Origin of the sequence: Candidatus Liberibacter sp., assembly GCF_014048425.1 — a bacterium.
In the GTDB taxonomy this organism is placed as follows: Bacteria; Pseudomonadota; Alphaproteobacteria; order Rhizobiales; family Rhizobiaceae; genus Liberibacter.
Genome location: NZ_JACETX010000034.1, coordinates 1 through 16,747 on the forward strand (window position 1 = coordinate 1; position 16,747 = coordinate 16,747).

Here is a 16,747-nt window from a genome sequence, read left to right on the forward strand (position 1 = left end):
AGAGCTCTTTGTGTTATTTTGCAAATGCAAATAAAGGTCAGTGCAGGTTTTTTTGAGGGAGTGATTGATGTTTTTGGATTTTATGATGAAAGCCTTGCTGTTTTTTATCGTTATGAGTATGCAGGTTATCCATGCCGAAGAATCCATTTATTTGCGAGGTCAATTCGGAAAATGGGATGTATATAAATATAGTGATACGAAAAACTCATATTGCTATGCTCTTTCTGTTCCTACAGCTTTGAATCCTTCTGAGGGAGTCAATCATGGAACTAATTTTTTCATCGTTACGCCGAAACGTGGTAAAAAAGACTACGTTCCAGAAATAGTGATGGGCTATCCTTTAAATGAGAAGGTTATGACTTCTATTGAAGTGATAGGCAGATATTCTGATGGTAAAATATTTCAAATGAAATCTATAGATGATAGAGCGGTATTTGAGAATCGGCATGACGATGGTGTATTGGTTAACGCTATGATGAAGGGTAGGGAAGTATTAGTATCTGCCAGATCAAGGCGTGGCACTGATACCCGCCACATATATTCTTTAAATGGGCTTTCAAGTGCTTTGGAAGAAGCAAAAGATTGTGAGTAGGCTTTATAAAGATTTGGCTAGATTCATGTTTTTGGTCTTTTGCTATTGTTGGGAGCTTTTCTCATGCAATCCCTCTTTTGATAAGTGAGATTGATGGTTTTGTTTTTCACTTTTGGATAGAGAGATGATGTCTTCGAAAAAAGAATCTTTGGTTGGGCTGGCACGAGAAGAATTACAAGATTCTCTGGAGAAGATTGGTATTGCAAAGTCACAAGTGAGAATGCGAGCATCTCAGATTTGGAAGTGGATCTATATTCGGGGTGTTCGTGATTTTAATGCTATGACCAATATCTCTAAGGATATACGTCATATTCTAGATCAAAATTTCAATATTATATACCCTGAAATCATTGAGGAGCAAATCTCTTGCGATGGTACGCGCAAGTGGTTATTGCGTTTTTTTTCGGGATGTTCTGGTAAGCCTGTAGAAATTGAAACAGTCTATATTCCAGAAAAAGAGAGAGGTACGCTATGCGTTTCTAGCCAAGTTGGTTGCTCTCTTACCTGCTCATTTTGCTATACAGGCACTCAGAGATTAGTGCGCAATCTTACGGCGGAAGAAATACTCTTGCAGATTCTTCTGGCGCGGAGTCGTTTAGGAGACTTTCCTGGTTGTACAGAAGTTACAGGGCTTGTGGTGCCACTAACGGGTCGCAGAGTTTCCAATATTGTGATGATGGGTATGGGAGAGCCTCTTTGTAATTTTGATAACGTGAAAAAATCTCTTTTAATTGCTAGCGATGATATGGGGCTGTCTTTTTCGAAACGTCGCATTACCCTTTCTACTTCTGGTTTTGTGCCTAATATGTCACGAGCTGGAGAAGAAATAGGAGTGATGTTGGCGGTTTCTTTGCATGCAGTGAACGATGAGCTGCGAAATGTTCTTGTGCCTATTAACAGAAAATATCCTCTCAAAGATTTGATGAAAGAATGTCGTCATTATCCAGGGCTTTCTAACACGAGACGTATTACGTTTGAATATGTTATGCTCAAGGGAATCAATGATAGTCCCAAAGATGCTATTGAGTTGGTTAGACTTCTCAAGAATATTCCGGCAAAAATAAATCTTATTCCTTTTAATCCTTGGCCAGGTTCTGATTATCTCTGTTCCGATTGGAAGACTATTGAGAATTTTGCTGACTGTATCAAGAGGGCAGGTTATTCTTCCCCAATCAGGAAACCGCGCGGGCGCGATATCTTTGCAGCATGTGGTCAGTTGAAATCTCTTTCCGAAAGACCTTCTAGAAGGTTGTCCTCGGAAAAAGATAAAATTGAAAGCGAAAATTCTTCTGTTATAGCGGTGAATGGCATAGCAAGCATTGGGTAATAGGACGGCTTTCGAATTCAAAAGAACGCCTCATGCAATAAAGTACTTGTTCTTTTCTCTATGACAAGGATCTTATGCATTGTACAAATAGCCCCCAAAAAAATGCAGATACAAGATATTTATTCAAAAAAAGTGAGATGCAATCAAACTAATATGTTTTTGCTGGTGTGTTAGACGGCTTAAAGGTAAGGAGGTTTTAAAGTTTGGTATTAATAATGTCAGCATCATGGTCTTTTCTAAAACCTGTTATTTCAAGCAAAAACAATTCCTTAAGTCAAGTAAGGGCTCAATATAGAGTCTGTTTTTTCAATATGCTGCGAAACGTCTGGTCTTACCTTTTTAAGAGTTTTTTCGATCATTTTAGAGGTTTTATAGGTTGTTTTTTTAGAGTTTAACTTTACGTGTATATAATAAAGAGGTCTTAAATGCATGTCCTACCTTCAACAAGGCAAGACGCAATAATAAAAAATATTAAGTAAAAACAATTCCTTATATTTATTTAGTTTGTCTTTCCGAGACAGATGTAAATGGCGACTAAAACGGATTCTATTTTTTCCTTCCTATAGAAAAACACACAACAATAGATCCAATCAATCTAAAACTCTTTCTAAGAAAGAGAACATATTGTGTCCCACTGTGTGATCGTTTTTACATTTAATACGCACTCAATCTTTGTTATCTTTATATTCATGAGAAACTTTCAAACCAAATCCTGTCAGATAAGCCGTGTTTCAATATCCTTAAATCAGAAATTTTACAGGCATCAGATTTAAAAGAGTTTCCTCTGTTTTTCTCTATTCTCCGATTTTCTTACCAATTCCTTCGTATCATGTTCTGAAATTTTTTGAGACATGATAATTTTTAGATAGAGATAAAAGATAAGAAGTTAAAATCAAGGCTTGAGCAAATCCTAAAGAAAGATTTCCCTTTGAAAGGCATTTCTTTAATGGGCTCAGATCATTCTAGCGGAAGCACAGAACAATCACAGCCACTAGAAGTTTATTCTTTAGAAAATATGATATTGAGAGGATGGCGGTTTCGTTTAGTGTTGTGAATCTTTTGACTGGTCTTCTGAAAGACGAAGTTGACGACCAGCATAAAACATATAAATAGCGGCAAATATCAAGATTGGGATAATGAAAAAATGGCTTAATTTAAATCCTTGCATAATAAATGGAGCTACAAGAGCCCAATCTGCCATTCCCATCCAGCTATCCATTTCTGTAATTTTCATAGCCCAAAGACTTCCAAGAATTTCGATAATTCCCATGACAAAGCAAATTTTTGATGCGGCACGCCATCCGCCATAATGGTTTGCAAATATCCCTATTGTGGCATTTGAAAAAAACATTGGAATAAATCCAGGAACGACTAAAATAGGATATCGAAAAAGCAACATAACGATAATTGTAAATATTTGCCCGAGAGCTCCCCAAAGAAAACCCCAAATTATCGCATTAGGAGCCCATCCGTACATTGCCGAACAATCAATAGCAAGAACCGCTCCAGGAATAAGATGTTGAGAAATTCCTTGAAATGCGATGGAAATTTCCTTTACGAACATCTGAACACCTAGCACAATAATACTTACTCCTATGGCGAAAAACATTCCCGTTTCCAAAATATAGAGAGACCAATGTGTTTTTCCAGCCATTTCTTGAACAGCAGGAATTCCTAAAGATAACAACGCGATTCCCCAAAATATGGTCATGATAATTCCGGTAGCGACAATATAATCGTTAAATATAGTGAGCCAATGGGGGAGTTTAATAGAATTAATGTTTTCTGATTTGTCCCCAAAATATGGTGCTATTTTACAAGCAATCCAAGAAGCGAACTGTTGTTGATGCCCAATAGAAAAACCGGCGTTTTGGGTTATTTCCTGTGTCGGTTTATACAATATATTAGATGTTATGCCCCAGTATAGAGATATTAAGCAGGACGAGTATGCTATAGTTAGCCATGCGTCTGTGTTTAAGGATAGGTGAAAGAAGGTTACAGTGAGCCCGGCTTGCTGGAACATCACTTCTCCATTGAGAACAATAGTGCGGATACCAGTTATCCGGCGCAAAGCAACGATCAAAAGATTGAGTAAAAATCCTATAAGAACAGTATAACCTACCCAGCTGTAATTGTCTTTCAGCAGAGACATGGAAGAGATCATTGATACGTATGGATCAATGATAGATCCATTAATTTGATGGAAATCTGAAAGCTTGGTGATAATATTTCTGGAAGTATCCACTAAAATTCCAGCACCTATTTTGAGGAGGAGAAAGCCAACGATGGTTCTAATGGTAGACGGAATTGTTAATTCCATTCCCTTTTTGAGAAGGATATTCCCCAATAAGACGATCATCCCAAGCATAAAAGAAGGTTTGGCGAGTATCTGTCCATAGAAAAAAGTCAAGATAGCAGTGATAAAATCCACTCAATCCTCCCTAAATCGTCGATTTTGGATACCTGATCGAATCCTGCGAAATCTTGCTTTTACAAATCAAATAACATTATCGTAAATGCAACCAAAACTGAATCCTGCAATAACGCTGAGCTAAATAATAACCGTATTTCTTGTCAATCTTACTCATCTCAGATAGAAAAGATGAACGCCCCCTTGTGTGATAACAGCGTCGCTTAAAAGAACACTTTCTGTAATCTATACGGCTATTCTACCCATGAAAACACATACGAAAAACCATAGCTACCAATCAAAGGAAGAATGCTAAGTTTATTAAATTTCATACTAATAGCAATAAGCACCGTTTTATAGCAGGTTTTCGTGGACAAAAGAAGTATTAATAAGCCATTCTGACACAAAAAATTAAGGAATGCTCAAAAATTAATATTCTTTGTATGATAACGCTGCTGTTTGAATCCTTCTCTATATCTGTCGATTCAATAGCCAAGAAAGATTTCTATACTTCTTATAGGTTCATGCAAGCCATGAAAACGAATTCGGGAAGATTTTAACCGTTTGATGGCTTGATCACAAGACTATTGACGATTTCATTCACGAGATTGTTATGGCACAGGAACTAGGTGCTGATTATCATACCATAGCCAACTTCAAACTCCCTCATAGCATCATTCCCATGAGCAATCTAGGAAGGCGATGCTGGATGTTCATCAAGGATATCCCAAGCGGGCTAATATAAGAAACTCAATAAATTACTAACGGATCACGGCAACGTAACTATGGATGAGATTTTAGGCTTCTTCAACACTTTGAAAGGCTTGGGAGTATTCATTAAAAACACTGGAATGCTTGCAGGTGCTGTGTCAGCTATTGGCTACTTTATGTATAATCTTAAGAATTGGCTCAGAAAATGATAGGTTCGTTTATCACGGGCGGGTTGCTTTCCGTTGCACTCAGTCAGTCATTGAGTATTTCAGAAAAAAGAAAACAACAAACATGATCTGGAATTATAGAAGCTGAGATCGTCAGCGTATTGGGCTTTCTAAGTTAGAAAGTAATACCAAGGTTGAAAGAAATACTATCAACGCTGATACATTGGCTCTTGTAGAGGCTACCAAAGATCAGAGCATTAGGGCATTAAAAAAGATGTAGGGGATGTTTGTGGATAGATGCTTGAATTCTTTAATAAGATCCCTTGAGAACTATTCAGTGAGTTCTTTTGTTTTATCCCATAGCCAAATTAACCTTGATAGCTAGTAGAGATCATGCCACAGAGGGTCTCTATTGCGTGTTTAGCCTTTTTTTGGGCGATTTTTAACAGGAACTTGTGTCTTCCATCGTTGGCTTATTGGTTTTGCGATAGAAAAATGAGGATCAAAAGAAGAATGCTATGTGTCGAAGATCCCTTGATTGTTTTGATTTCTATCGCTGTTTATATTTTTCCTTCTATAGTCATTATTGTTATAAGAAAAAGCATAGCGTCTATAGATTTTGCTTTTGTATCCATATTTTTAGTGTTTTTCTATATTTTTCGTCGATTTCTTTGAAGTATATCGCTAACTTTAGTGCATTTTATATATAAACGGATTGGCTAATAACCCTCCCAGCTTCTAAAATTTTTTGATACATGACATCTTCAGGCTCTACCTTGGATTTCCTTTGTTCAATAAAATAATCTTTATACTCTTTTTGTGAATCATAATAATTTTTTTACGAGTAGCAATTGCTTCAGAATTAAATTCAGGTTCAAGCTTCCTAAGAACATTCAAAGACCGCTTTGAAAACAGTTTAGGGGTTATCTCATCTTTTGATAGGCTTGGGCTTAGAAGAGTATCCGAAATCACAGCAGAAATTATATTCTTCCTTCAGTCCACAGTAGGATTCTGTTATTCCTCTGTTGTTTGATATATCTCCCGCAGGTATTAAGAGGTTCAAAGGCTAACCAATTACAACTATTTTAAAAGATAGTTGATGAATAATAGTACGAAAGTTAATGCAATTTTTTTGATATTATGAATGACTTCTTTGGTTCTAATAAATTAATAAAAATATATTTTACCAATCTAAAATATAATAGAGTGAAGGTTGCTGGCAATTATAAATTGTATGCTTCATAATTATACAATTCAATATTAAATTGATCAAAAGTTTTGAGGGACTGATATTGACAGTCTATCGATTATAACTCGATGGCTTTTTACTGAGCCCATTCACTCAAAAAACCATTCCTTTTATTTGAGGATTTTGGTATACAAATAGGATTATTCAGAAGAGGTGTTAAAAGATACGGAGTATAATCCAAAAGGTGTGGAAAAACCACAATCTCCGATTCTGGGTTCAGGACGATTAAATCATTATTTTAAAATGACTATTCTACTTTATCATCCAAGATGCGTCAAAACTTTCTAAGTTTAGTATTCGATGTTCGGCTTGTTTTACTATACGCTCGTGATACGAGGTGGTGCCTTGAGGATTCTAAAACATGCGGTTTCTACCTGGTTTTAATTTTGCTCCACCTCTATTGACTTTTTCTGATTAAAAACTCCCTCTCAGGATATGCTTTCGTGCATCGACCATGTTTAAAATGCGATTTCCGTCTCTTTTATTCTGCCTCCAGAACTTATGATTTTCCCCCTATTAGAGTTTCATATTTGATGATTAAGGTAAGACCTTTTTGATTGAGATTTGCCAGGTGTACTTTGGATCTCGTGTCTTGATGAGGTTGTAATATGCCCTTTCCGCCTTATTGGTTTTTTCTTGAGATTCTATGAGCTGATTGATTAGAGTTGGATTGTTGTTAGTGCTACGATCTTTGTTTATCTTGTTGAATTCTTGATAAGAATCACGATATCCATAGAGCAATAGAGGAAGGAGTTTTCTATAATTCTCAAACGTTATATTTTGCAATGCATCTTTTTGTTGCTGATCGGTTAGATTTAAGAACACATTAGGATTCAAGGGATTATTAGGAGAATAATCCTCAATAGATTGAGGTTCACGATTAAACGCATGCTCAAAAGTCATATCATTTTCTTGTATCCTATGAAAATCCTGATGATAAAATTCTGATATTGTCTGTGGTTGTTCTGTGCTTCCGCTAGCAGGGATGTTTTTTTCTGGTGGCTGTGGTTGTTCTGTGCCTCCGCTAGCAGGGATGTTTTTTTCTGGTGGCTGTGGTTGTTCTGTGCTTCCGCTAGAAGGGATGTTTTTTTCTGGTAGCAGTGGTTGTTCTGTGCTTTTATCAAGAGGATTCTTTGCTGTTGATGATTGTATTTGTTTTACAATGGAGATCAGATCTATTTTCGTAGTTCTATGCCGTTCAGGATTGAAGAAATCACACCCATTTAACATCACAGATGACGACAACAGTATAAAAGCTAATGCTGATTTTTTTAATGTCATATAATATATGTTTTGTTTGATAATTTAATAAAAATACATATGTATCATACTGATACGAAATGATATAGATAATGTCTAATAATTTTAAATTGAATTTTTATTAGTTTGCAACTAATTTTTAAATTGATTAAAATTTTTGAGGGACTGAGATAAACAGTCTATAGATCATATTAAAGGCTGTTCTTAGCCCCATCATTCAAGATATAATTTCTTTTATTTTAGGCTTTTGATATACAGATGGTATTGTGAAAAAAAGGTGTTAAAAAATACGGACTATAATCCCAAAGGTGCTATCAAATCCACGATGTCTGATTCAGGGTTCGGGGCGATTAAATCATTGTTTTAAAATGAGTATTATACAGTATATCATCCAAGATACTTCAAAGCTTCCTAAGCGTACAGTGTCCTTTTTGTTTCACGGTACGCCCGTAATACGAGGTAGTGTCTTACGATTCTGAAACATGTGGTTTCTACCTGGTTTTAATTTGGTTCCAACTCTATTGACTTTTTCTGGTTAAATACCTCCCTCTCAGGACATGCTTTTGTGAGCCGACCATGTTTCAATATGCGATGTGAGGCTCTATTGTCCCAGGACATGCTCTCGTGCATCAACCATGTTGAAATGTGCGATTTGCGCCTTTATTGCTTTGAATGCAACATTCTTGTATTTATCTGTTATAATTATTTCATTTCCGGTATTAGCGCTTTGAACTATAGCAGCTGTGGCTTCTCGGTTGTATTCTGTATAAAGATCACAATATTCAAAGAATATCGGAAGATAGAGGTCTGCATACTGAACAGGAGTTATATTTGCCATTACATCTTTTTGTTGCTGATCGGTTAGCTCTAGGAAATCAGAGGGACTTAAGGGGGAGTCATTCTCAGGAGGTTGAGGATAAAACGTATAATGAAAAATACTCCTTTTTATCCTATGCCCATTCTGATTCTCATGATTAAATTCTTGCATTGGCAGTGGTTGTTCTGTGCTTTTATCAAGAGGATTCTTTGCTGTTGATGATTGTATTTGTTTTACAATGGAGATCAGATCTATTTTCGTAGTTCTATGCCGTTCAGGATTGAAGAAATCACACCCATTTAACATCACAGATGACGACAACAGTATAAAAGCTAATGCTGATTTTTTTAATGTCATATAATATATGTTTTGTTTGATAATTTAATAAAAATACATATGTATCATACTGATACGAAATGATATAGATAATGTCTAATAATTTTAAATTGAATTTTTATTAGTTTGCAACTAATTTTTAAATTGATTAAAATTTTTGAGGGACTGAGATAAACAGTCTATAGATCATATTAAAGGCTGTTCTTAGCCCCATCATTCAAGATATAATTTCTTTTATTTTAGGCTTTTGATATACAGATGGTATTGTGAAAAAAAGGTGTTAAAAAATACGGACTATAATCCCAAAGGTGCCATCAAATCCACGATGTCTGATTCAGGGTTGTGGAGCGGTTAAGTCGTTTTTTTAGGGTATTATTTTTTTTCATAGTAAAAGATAAATATGATAATTAAGCCATTCTTATATAAAAAACCAAGGAATGAATAAAAGATGTTGGCATATGCATTAGCGGAGAAGTTAGATCAGAAGAAAAATGTTTCTCATTTATCGCATAAAGTTTTTGCTGTTGCTCCGATGGTTGATTGGACTGATCGGCATTATCGTTTTTTTGCCAGACTTTTAACAAATAATGGCTTATTATATACAGAGATGATTGTTGCTGATGCTATTTTGCATGGGAATAGACAGAAACTCTTAGGCTTTAGTCCTCAGGAAAAACCGGTTGCTTTGCAGATTGGTGGTGCAGATATTGCTAAATTAGTCGAAGCGGCAAAGATTGGAGAAGATTTCGGATACAACGAAATCAATCTCAATGTTGGCTGTCCATCTCATCGGGTGCAGTCAGGATGTTTTGGTGCATGTCTTATGTTAACACCGGATTTGGTCGGAAAGTGCATTGAAGCGATGTGTTCTGCTGTTTCTATTCCTGTAACGGTTAAGTGTCGTATAGGAGTAGATGACCAGATTCCTGAAATCGCGTTACGAAGTTTAATAAAATCTATTAAAGAATCTGGCGCAAAAGCAGCGTGGATTCATGCTCGTAAGGCTTTTTTAAAAGGCTTGTCGACGGGTGAAAATCGTACGATCCCAGAACTGAATTATGAGATTGTTTATGCTATCAAAAAAGAGAATCCAGATCTTTTTATTGGTTTAAATGGTGGTCTTCAAAATATGCAACAAGTCTTGGAGGTATTGCCCCATGTAGATGGCGTGATGTTAGGTCGTCCTGCATATCAGAACAGTAAAATACTCACTTCTGTCGATGAATACTTTATGAATCCCTTAACAGGAAAACTTTCCACTTCCTCAAAAGTTTTAGATAAGGATTTTTGGAGAAAGATAAGTGATTCTATGAGTTCTTATGCGGCTCAGCATATCGCGGCAGGAGGAAAATTAGGGCAGGTTTCCCGTCATATGATTGGTTTATTTCATGGTTTTTCTAGTGCACGGAGTTGTCGTCAGATTCTTGGAGTGGAAACTCACTTGCCAGACGCAAATCATACAATTATTGAAAAAGCGTTTAGCCTCATGATCGAGTCTTTGTAGAATACAGGATTTTTGAACATCTCATTTAGAAGAGATCCATTGAATTTGACCGAATGCGACTTGAATGAGCTTAGATTAACAGCTCTATTCTAATAGAGATTGAAAACGCCAAAACAGTCATATCCATAAGATGAAAAAAGTTGAAATTCCAAAGGATTAAAAGCGAGATCAAGTGGATTGATGGCTTGAATGACCTGATACGTCCTCTCATAATGATATTGTTTTTATCCGCTAGTAAGCTGGTTATGACGACAGTAGAGATCATGCGTGATGATGTTTTATTTTGATAGTTCTTGATTTTTTATCGCTATTTTTACATTTTCTAATGCTGCATTGACTGCTGTACTATAATTCAGAGCTTCCATAGCTGTTGTATTTTTTTGCTTGTCTTTCATGTGTGCGCCATATGCATCCTGAAATTTTTGATCAGCATAAGTATTCATTAAATCTTTTTGAAGTTTCTTAAGAGTATCCAGAGGCTGATGTGACAGTTCATATATGAGATCATCTGCTGGACGATTACTGATTAAACGTACAGCCATATCTACAATAAGAGGAGAAATAGGTTTTTCCTCAGGCACTGCAGGTATTTTTTATTCTTCTGTATTTATGCTAGAAGAGGTGTCTGTTGCTGGTATTTGAGCTCTTTCCACAGTAGGGATACGAGGTTCAGAGACCAACCAATCGCAATCATTTAACAATACAGTTGATGATAATAGTACAGAAGTTAAGGCATTTTTTTTTGATATCATAATAAGGAGTTTCTTTTTAATCAATTAATGAAATATATTGTGCCATATTGAAAAACATTAGAGACTAAATGTCTAATAATTAGAAATTGAATTTTTTATTAGTCTACAATTGATTTTTAAATTGATAAAAAGTTTTGAGGGACTGAATATAACAGTATATTGATGTCCTGCTAGGGTTTTGACTATTGGTTATGGATATGCAGGATCTGATGTTCGTGAGGGCATAGAGATATCAGAAGAGCAGGGGGAAGGTAAGACGTTTTGAAGTGCCTGTTCCTGGTTTTTAGAATATCTTCCTGCTGTACTATTCTCTGGTGAATACTGCATATCGGCTATTGGAGATACTGCGTATCGGATATTGAAGATTTTATTTTTTTTAAAGGAAATCTCTATACTCTGAACAGTTGCCGAGGAGTAGAAAATATAATTTCCATCGCAGAACAACTAATGGATTGAAGTACAATTTACAGCAAAAGAACTATGGTTTTAATGGAATTAGGTTTATCGATGAGACGCGATGCAAAATGCCAGAAGAATGAGGTACCGAATTCTGGAAAGCGGAAATCGAATACTAGATGGGATGGCGCACGTTAGATTCTAGCAATTGTCTTCCGACTATAAGGAGAAACGAGTCGAATACGAGGATAAATCCGACGAATCTTATGAGGTTAATCCTTGTTTTTGGAAATATTTCTCAATATTTCAAGGTTTATTGAAAGGATTGATAATCGTTATATCTGGAAAGGTTTTTTTTATAATCTCTTCGGTTTCTTGTGTGAATAAGAGTTTGAGATTGGGTCCGGCATCCAGAGTAAAATAAACCGGTATGGATTTTTCTCGTGCTTTCCATATATTTTTCATATTCGTGAGAGTTTCTTCCTGCCAATACAACAAGGTTGGATAGGAGCTTATCATGGTAGCATGCATTTTTAGGGCATTGTTTTCGGAAAATTCTCCAAGTTTGATAAAATCTTTCTCAATAATTGCTTTCTTGATATGCACAAGATCATAAGTAGCCTGTTTCGTCCATTGTTTAAAAAAAGGAGAGGTTTGACTGCTACTTTCCATCGCTTCACGCGATCCCACTTTTTTTTCCGTGCATATAAGCTTCAAAAATCCAATGCGTAAATTTGTCCAATCATGTTTAAATGGTATCCCTAAACTATCTGTCCCATCCTTTTCTTTCCCGCATATCCACTCGCAAAATCCCTGATGAAAAGAGCGACAAGCACTCCCTGATCCAAGACGTGCAACGCGTGATAGTGATTCACTCCTTTCTGGAATAGAATAGAGCCGAAATAAAGCCAAAGTTAATGCCGCAAATCCTGAAGCAGAGGAAGCTAGTCCTGCTTTAGTGGGAATATTATTGGAAGTTTCTATTAAAAATCGCGTTTCACCAAATTGACGAAAAAGATCACAAAATTCGATGGTTTTTTTAAAAAACATATTTTGAGGGGATATTTCATTGCCATTGTAAATGACGACATCCATATCCGTGCTGATGGGTGTTACAGACGTAAAACTTCCCATTCCTCCAAGACTCAGAGAGAGAGAATTATTGATAGGGAGATTGAGTTTTTGATCTCTCTTCCCCCAATATTTACAGAGCGCAATATTGCTTGCTGCAAAAGCACTTCCTTTTTCGCGAATATTAGGAGTAAATTCGTCAATATAAAGACGTAAGATATTATGAACCAATGAGGACAAGCTGTATTCCTTTCGAACACATTCTACAATCTATTGACCTATACGGCGGAATATCTGAATCTATTACGCCAAGGGCAACAATGCAATCACCTAATCCTGATCCGGAAATTTTTGCTGCCATAATATGAGATTGTTTGCGAAGTTTCCAAACGATATCAGAAAGCGTTTCATCAGAAACGCCGAGTGTTTCAAGCAATCCCTGTTGCATATTCATGGCTTTGGCTAACTCTTGTAGTTTTCCATCACGAATGGCTTGAGCAGATATCTGGCTTAATTTCCCCATAAGAACATAAAGTCCAGGATGAATCATGCGTGTTGAAGAATATTCGATTTCCATACGGGATATCTTTTCTAAAACCTTGGGAGTTGGTGTTTTATATCCTGAATAGACAAGATGAATGGGTAAAAGATTCGGAAGTTGTTCTACACTATATCCTTGCATGCGATAAGAAATTAATCCTCCATAGAGGGAAGCAGCAAGATCTAGACCAGAAGCTTTTCCCTGTACTTTAAGGACAATCTCATGCGATTGTTTGAGGATTTCTTCTCTGTTAGGCTTGTCTTTAAGGGTGAGAGCAAGGAGAGCTGCTGTAATAGCTATTGTGATTGCAGAAGAAGATCCAAGACCTACTGTATGATCAAGATTGGAAGTTACTTCCAAGTCAAAACCGCAAGGTGGCTTCAGATGATCGATCGCTGTTATTATAAAAGTGAATGATGGATGTGATACTAGTTTATCAATACTGCCATGATAAATATCTAGTGATGAATGAATATTGATTAGGCGATCTGCACGTAATTTCAAGGAAAGAGAAATTCCTTTATCTAAAGAGCACGCAAGAGCTGGCTGTCCATGTAGCACGCCATGTTCGCCCATGATAACCAGACTGCCGGGTGCTTTAACACGAATTTCACGCAAGCATTGTGCCATTTTGTTCGCCCTTTATTTTATAGCAAGGATATTTATAAAGGGAGGACAACTCTCGTGGATCATAATCATAACTAAGAACAAAACCCGCTTTATTTCCTTTATTATTGTCACAGCCTTAGAGATCTTGCAAGCAAGATTTGGCTATCTATTATTCGTATAGAGCATATACCCTCGAGAAACTTGGCAAGAGCAAGATCTAGCTGTCTGTGTGTGAAGCCCTCTCTCGCCGAGATACCTTGGCAAGTAAAGATAGATCTCTGTCTGTCCGTTGTCTGTGTCTATCTATATAAAGGCGTAGATCTCTTAGAGATCTTGCAAGCAAGAGTAATCTGTCTTTGTTTAGCATAGCTATATTGACCCATGATAACCCAAGCCACTTGGTTCTTTAACACGAATTTCACGCAAGCATTGTACCATTTTGTTCGCATTTTATTTTATAGCAAGGATATTTATAAAGGGAGGACAACTCTCGTGGATCATAATTATAAACCAGAACAAGACCCGCTTTATTTCCTTTAATATTGCCAGCGCCAGAGATTTTGGCAGCGCCACCTTTTGCTTCAATAGAGCAGATAAATTGACATATCGGCTCAGGGACGACGCCAATGGATTTTAAGAAAGAATGGTTCAGGCGGATGGTATTGCAAATGCTATCTGCATCGTTGTTTTGAATACTTTTTGCCATATTATTTGTGATGGCATTAAACTCACTCCAAATACTGCTTTTTGCAAAATATTTATTGACAAAAGAAACGCATTCTCCAGTAGATTTTTCAGGTTTTCCTGTATCAACAGCCCACCATTCGCTCATAAGATCTTCCTGTTTTTTGACTGTCATATGATAATTAATATGCACTATACCACCTTCTACAATGGTTGTAGAATCGATAATACCAGCTTTTCCGTGTTGTAGACGTTCCATATAACGTGTTTCGGCGATGAGCTCTTTATTGCTTTTGAAGGGATTGCCTGTCATATAAGCAGCAATAAGGGATAATACTGAAATAACTGCCGAGGAAGAGCCAAAACCACTTCCAATAGGGATAGAAGAACGGATATCGATGGCAAATCCTTGTTTTCCAGAGTGATCTAGACGACGATTCAGGATAGAAAGCAATAAATCATCTGAATGATTTAAAACTGATTTTATCGGAATATGACCTGCTAAAAATTGGTCATATTTGCGATCATTTTTTTGAGCTATGGCACGACATTCCTCTAAAGAATATTGGGTTATTTTTTTCCCCAGTACTCGTATAATTGGTGCTTCAAGTTTCTCCAAAGATGCTTTTATATGAAGAGAAATTGCCGTAGCGAGTGCCGATGCTCCATATAATACAGAGTATTCACCGCTTAAAATAACTTTCGCAGGTGCAATGCCCGTGATCTTTAAATTTTTCAGATCTGGTTTTTTCATCAATGCGTTTATGGTTCCTAATCCCAGCTAAGCGAAAGGGATCGGTTATTGTATGAGCATATCAAGAGTTATTGCAATGCCCATGATCTTTCAATTTTGCAGAGCTGGTTTTTTCATAAATGCGTTTATGGTTCCTAATCCCGGCTAAGCGAAAGGGGCCAGTTGTTGTATGAGCAATATCAAGATTACCATCATCAGAAGGCAGAACATCATGATGTAAATTACGGTATACTTCGTAAGTAACCGGAACACGAGAATTGATCATGTTATAATGAGATTCTTTGTGCGATTTTTTCGGATAATCCTCTTGGATAATTCCTGAAAAGAATTCTGCCATACAGCCAGAACCATAGCTAAAAAATCCCACACGTTTTCCAGCAATATTTTCAGAGCTATGATCTAGCAAAGACAAAAAAGCGATATATAAAGATGCCGTATAGCTGTTTCCAATTAAACGATTATAGATCGTCGTTTTCCCAATGGATTTCTCAATTTCGGAATCAGAGGGATCTCTTCCAACGCTTTTAGAAAGATGAATATGCGCTTTTTCTGCCATACGTGTAAAAGGTTGATGATAGCAAAAATATTCAAAACAACAGAAATCATGACCATTTTGCTTTTGGTAATCTTGCCATGCAGCTTTTAAGGATTTTAAATAGATTTTAGTGGAATATTTCCCATCTACTAAGGATGTCGTGCGATAATTAGGACGCCAGAAATCCATTACGTCTTCGGTATAGAGACCTGTGGTTTTTTCAATTTTGAGAATAGAAGCGTTTGAAGAGATTAGCATTGCAACAGCGCCACAACCTTGGGTAGGTTCTCCGGATGATCCAATGTCATAGCGTGCTATATCAGATGCAATAATTAGTATTTTACGTTGTGGCATTTGTGCTACGAGTGCACAAGCCATATGTAATGCACAAGTAGCACTATAGCATGCTTGTTTTAGTTCAATGATACGACAAGAAGGATTGAGTCCCAAAAGTTTATGAAGCCATATTCCTGCTGATTTTGATTGATCAATACCACTTTCGGTAGCAAAAAATAGTGCGCCTATGGAGTTTTTATCCTGCTTTTCAAGGATGGGGAGGGCTGCGGCTGCAGCCATTGTCACGATATCTTCATCAGGCACTCGCAAGCTCATCTTTTCTTGTCCAATGCCAACATAGAATTTTCTGCAATCGATGGAATATTCCGATGCTATAACTGATAAATCAAGATAATGATCAGTCGTGTAAAAGCAAATATCTTCAATACCAAGTGTCATGAATAAAACAATCTGATTATACGTGCCATAAAAGAGTTGTATTTAAATAAAGTTCTTTGACGTTTCTTGTGCCAAGCAAAAACATGGATGTTACAAATTCCTTTCGAAGAGATTCTATAACAGCGATGACAGCATCTGCCGAATCCATGGCTGGTTTCAGAAAAGGTGCAGCAAGCCCTCCGAGAGAAGCTCCTAAAACGACAGACTTTAGTATATCTAATCCATTTCGAATACCCCCACTGGCAATAAATATTGCATGTTTACAGTAAGGACGTGCTATTTCTAAAGCAAGAGGAG

Annotated in this window: 13 protein-coding genes; 3 read left to right on the forward strand and 10 right to left on the reverse strand. The window is 36.7% G+C overall.

What is annotated here, in order from left to right; all coding sequences use genetic code 11:
• Positions 1–67 precede the first annotated feature (67 nt).
• Both H0G72_RS04430 and rlmN read left to right on the forward strand, forming a co-directional pair.
• Positions 68–592 carry a hypothetical protein gene (locus tag H0G72_RS04430; protein WP_182017574.1) on the forward strand — a complete coding sequence of 175 codons (525 nt, stop codon included), beginning with the start codon at positions 68–70 and terminating at the stop codon, positions 590–592.
• Positions 593–716: 124 nt separating this feature from the next.
• Complete coding sequence (gene rlmN / locus H0G72_RS04435) at positions 717–1,919, forward strand: dual-specificity RNA methyltransferase RlmN (RefSeq protein WP_182017575.1); 1,203 nt, start codon at positions 717–719, stop codon at positions 1,917–1,919.
• Positions 1,920–2,961: 1,042 nt separating this feature from the next.
• Here the strand turns inward: rlmN and ulaA are convergent.
• The 3 genes from ulaA to H0G72_RS04450 form a co-directional block, all read right to left on the reverse strand.
• Positions 2,962–4,350 carry a PTS ascorbate transporter subunit IIC gene (gene ulaA / locus H0G72_RS04440; RefSeq protein WP_182017576.1) on the reverse strand — a complete coding sequence of 463 codons (1,389 nt, stop codon included), beginning with the start codon at positions 4,348–4,350 and terminating at the stop codon, positions 2,962–2,964.
• A gap of 2,643 nt (positions 4,351–6,993) precedes the next feature.
• The gene (locus H0G72_RS04445; RefSeq protein ID WP_182017577.1) at positions 6,994–7,737 is read right to left on the reverse strand and encodes a hypothetical protein; all 744 of its coding nucleotides are present in this window, start codon (positions 7,735–7,737) and stop codon (positions 6,994–6,996) included.
• A gap of 580 nt (positions 7,738–8,317) precedes the next feature.
• Positions 8,318–8,890 carry a hypothetical protein gene (locus H0G72_RS04450; protein ID WP_182017578.1) on the reverse strand — a complete coding sequence of 191 codons (573 nt, stop codon included), beginning with the start codon at positions 8,888–8,890 and terminating at the stop codon, positions 8,318–8,320.
• Positions 8,891–9,317: 427 nt separating this feature from the next.
• Between H0G72_RS04450 and dusA the strand changes: the two genes are divergently transcribed.
• Positions 9,318–10,373 carry a tRNA dihydrouridine(20/20a) synthase DusA gene (dusA, locus tag H0G72_RS04455; protein WP_182017579.1) on the forward strand — a complete coding sequence of 352 codons (1,056 nt, stop codon included), beginning with the start codon at positions 9,318–9,320 and terminating at the stop codon, positions 10,371–10,373.
• A 278-nt stretch (positions 10,374–10,651) separates the two neighbouring features.
• On the opposite strand, the gene H0G72_RS04460 is transcribed toward dusA, so the two are convergent.
• The 7 genes from H0G72_RS04460 to H0G72_RS04490 form a co-directional block, all read right to left on the reverse strand.
• Positions 10,652–10,954 (reverse strand): hypothetical protein, encoded by a 303-nt coding sequence (locus tag H0G72_RS04460; protein ID WP_182017580.1) that lies wholly within the window; start codon positions 10,952–10,954, stop codon positions 10,652–10,654.
• Positions 10,955–10,966: 12 nt separating this feature from the next.
• Positions 10,967–11,125 (reverse strand): hypothetical protein, encoded by a 159-nt coding sequence (locus H0G72_RS04465; protein ID WP_182017581.1) that lies wholly within the window; start codon positions 11,123–11,125, stop codon positions 10,967–10,969.
• Positions 11,126–11,827: 702 nt separating this feature from the next.
• Positions 11,828–12,832, reverse strand: coding sequence for a diphosphomevalonate decarboxylase (gene mvaD / locus H0G72_RS04470; protein WP_182017582.1), 1,005 nt, complete (start codon positions 12,830–12,832; stop codon positions 11,828–11,830).
• A complete protein-coding gene (locus H0G72_RS04475) occupies positions 12,813–13,763 on the reverse strand; it encodes a mevalonate kinase family protein (RefSeq protein WP_182017583.1) in 951 nt (316 codons plus the stop codon). The genes mvaD and H0G72_RS04475 overlap by 20 nt, the downstream gene beginning before the upstream one ends.
• Before the next feature lie 397 nt (positions 13,764–14,160).
• Positions 14,161–15,180: a mevalonate kinase family protein gene (locus tag H0G72_RS04480; protein WP_182017584.1), complete on the reverse strand. Its 1,020-nt coding sequence runs from the start codon at positions 15,178–15,180 to the stop codon at positions 14,161–14,163.
• Between the two features lie 61 nt (positions 15,181–15,241).
• Positions 15,242–16,450: a hydroxymethylglutaryl-CoA synthase gene (locus tag H0G72_RS04485; RefSeq protein WP_182017585.1), complete on the reverse strand. Its 1,209-nt coding sequence runs from the start codon at positions 16,448–16,450 to the stop codon at positions 15,242–15,244.
• A gap of 16 nt (positions 16,451–16,466) precedes the next feature.
• Positions 16,467–16,747 (reverse strand): alpha-hydroxy-acid oxidizing protein (locus H0G72_RS04490; protein WP_182017586.1); only part of this gene is annotated, 281 nt, incomplete at its 5' end.

Bases quoted from the DNA above. Each gene is read 5' to 3' on its own strand.
- rlmN (WP_182017575.1), top strand. From the start codon at position 717: ATGATGTCTTCGAAAAAAGAATCTTTGGTTGGGCTGGCACGAGAAGAA.
- H0G72_RS04480 (WP_182017584.1), bottom strand. From the start codon at position 15,180: ATGAAAAAACCAGATCTGAAAAATTTAAAGATCACGGGCATTGCACCT.
- H0G72_RS04430 (WP_182017574.1), top strand. From the start codon at position 68: ATGTTTTTGGATTTTATGATGAAAGCCTTGCTGTTTTTTATCGTTATG.
- dusA (WP_182017579.1), top strand. From the start codon at position 9,318: ATGTTGGCATATGCATTAGCGGAGAAGTTAGATCAGAAGAAAAATGTT.
- H0G72_RS04445 (WP_182017577.1), bottom strand. From the start codon at position 7,737: ATGACATTAAAAAAATCAGCATTAGCTTTTATACTGTTGTCGTCATCT.
- H0G72_RS04450 (WP_182017578.1), bottom strand. From the start codon at position 8,890: ATGACATTAAAAAAATCAGCATTAGCTTTTATACTGTTGTCGTCATCT.
- H0G72_RS04475 (WP_182017583.1), bottom strand. From the start codon at position 13,763: ATGGCACAATGCTTGCGTGAAATTCGTGTTAAAGCACCCGGCAGTCTG.
- H0G72_RS04485 (WP_182017585.1), bottom strand. From the start codon at position 16,450: ATGACACTTGGTATTGAAGATATTTGCTTTTACACGACTGATCATTAT.
- H0G72_RS04465 (WP_182017581.1), bottom strand. From the start codon at position 11,125: ATGATATCAAAAAAAAATGCCTTAACTTCTGTACTATTATCATCAACT.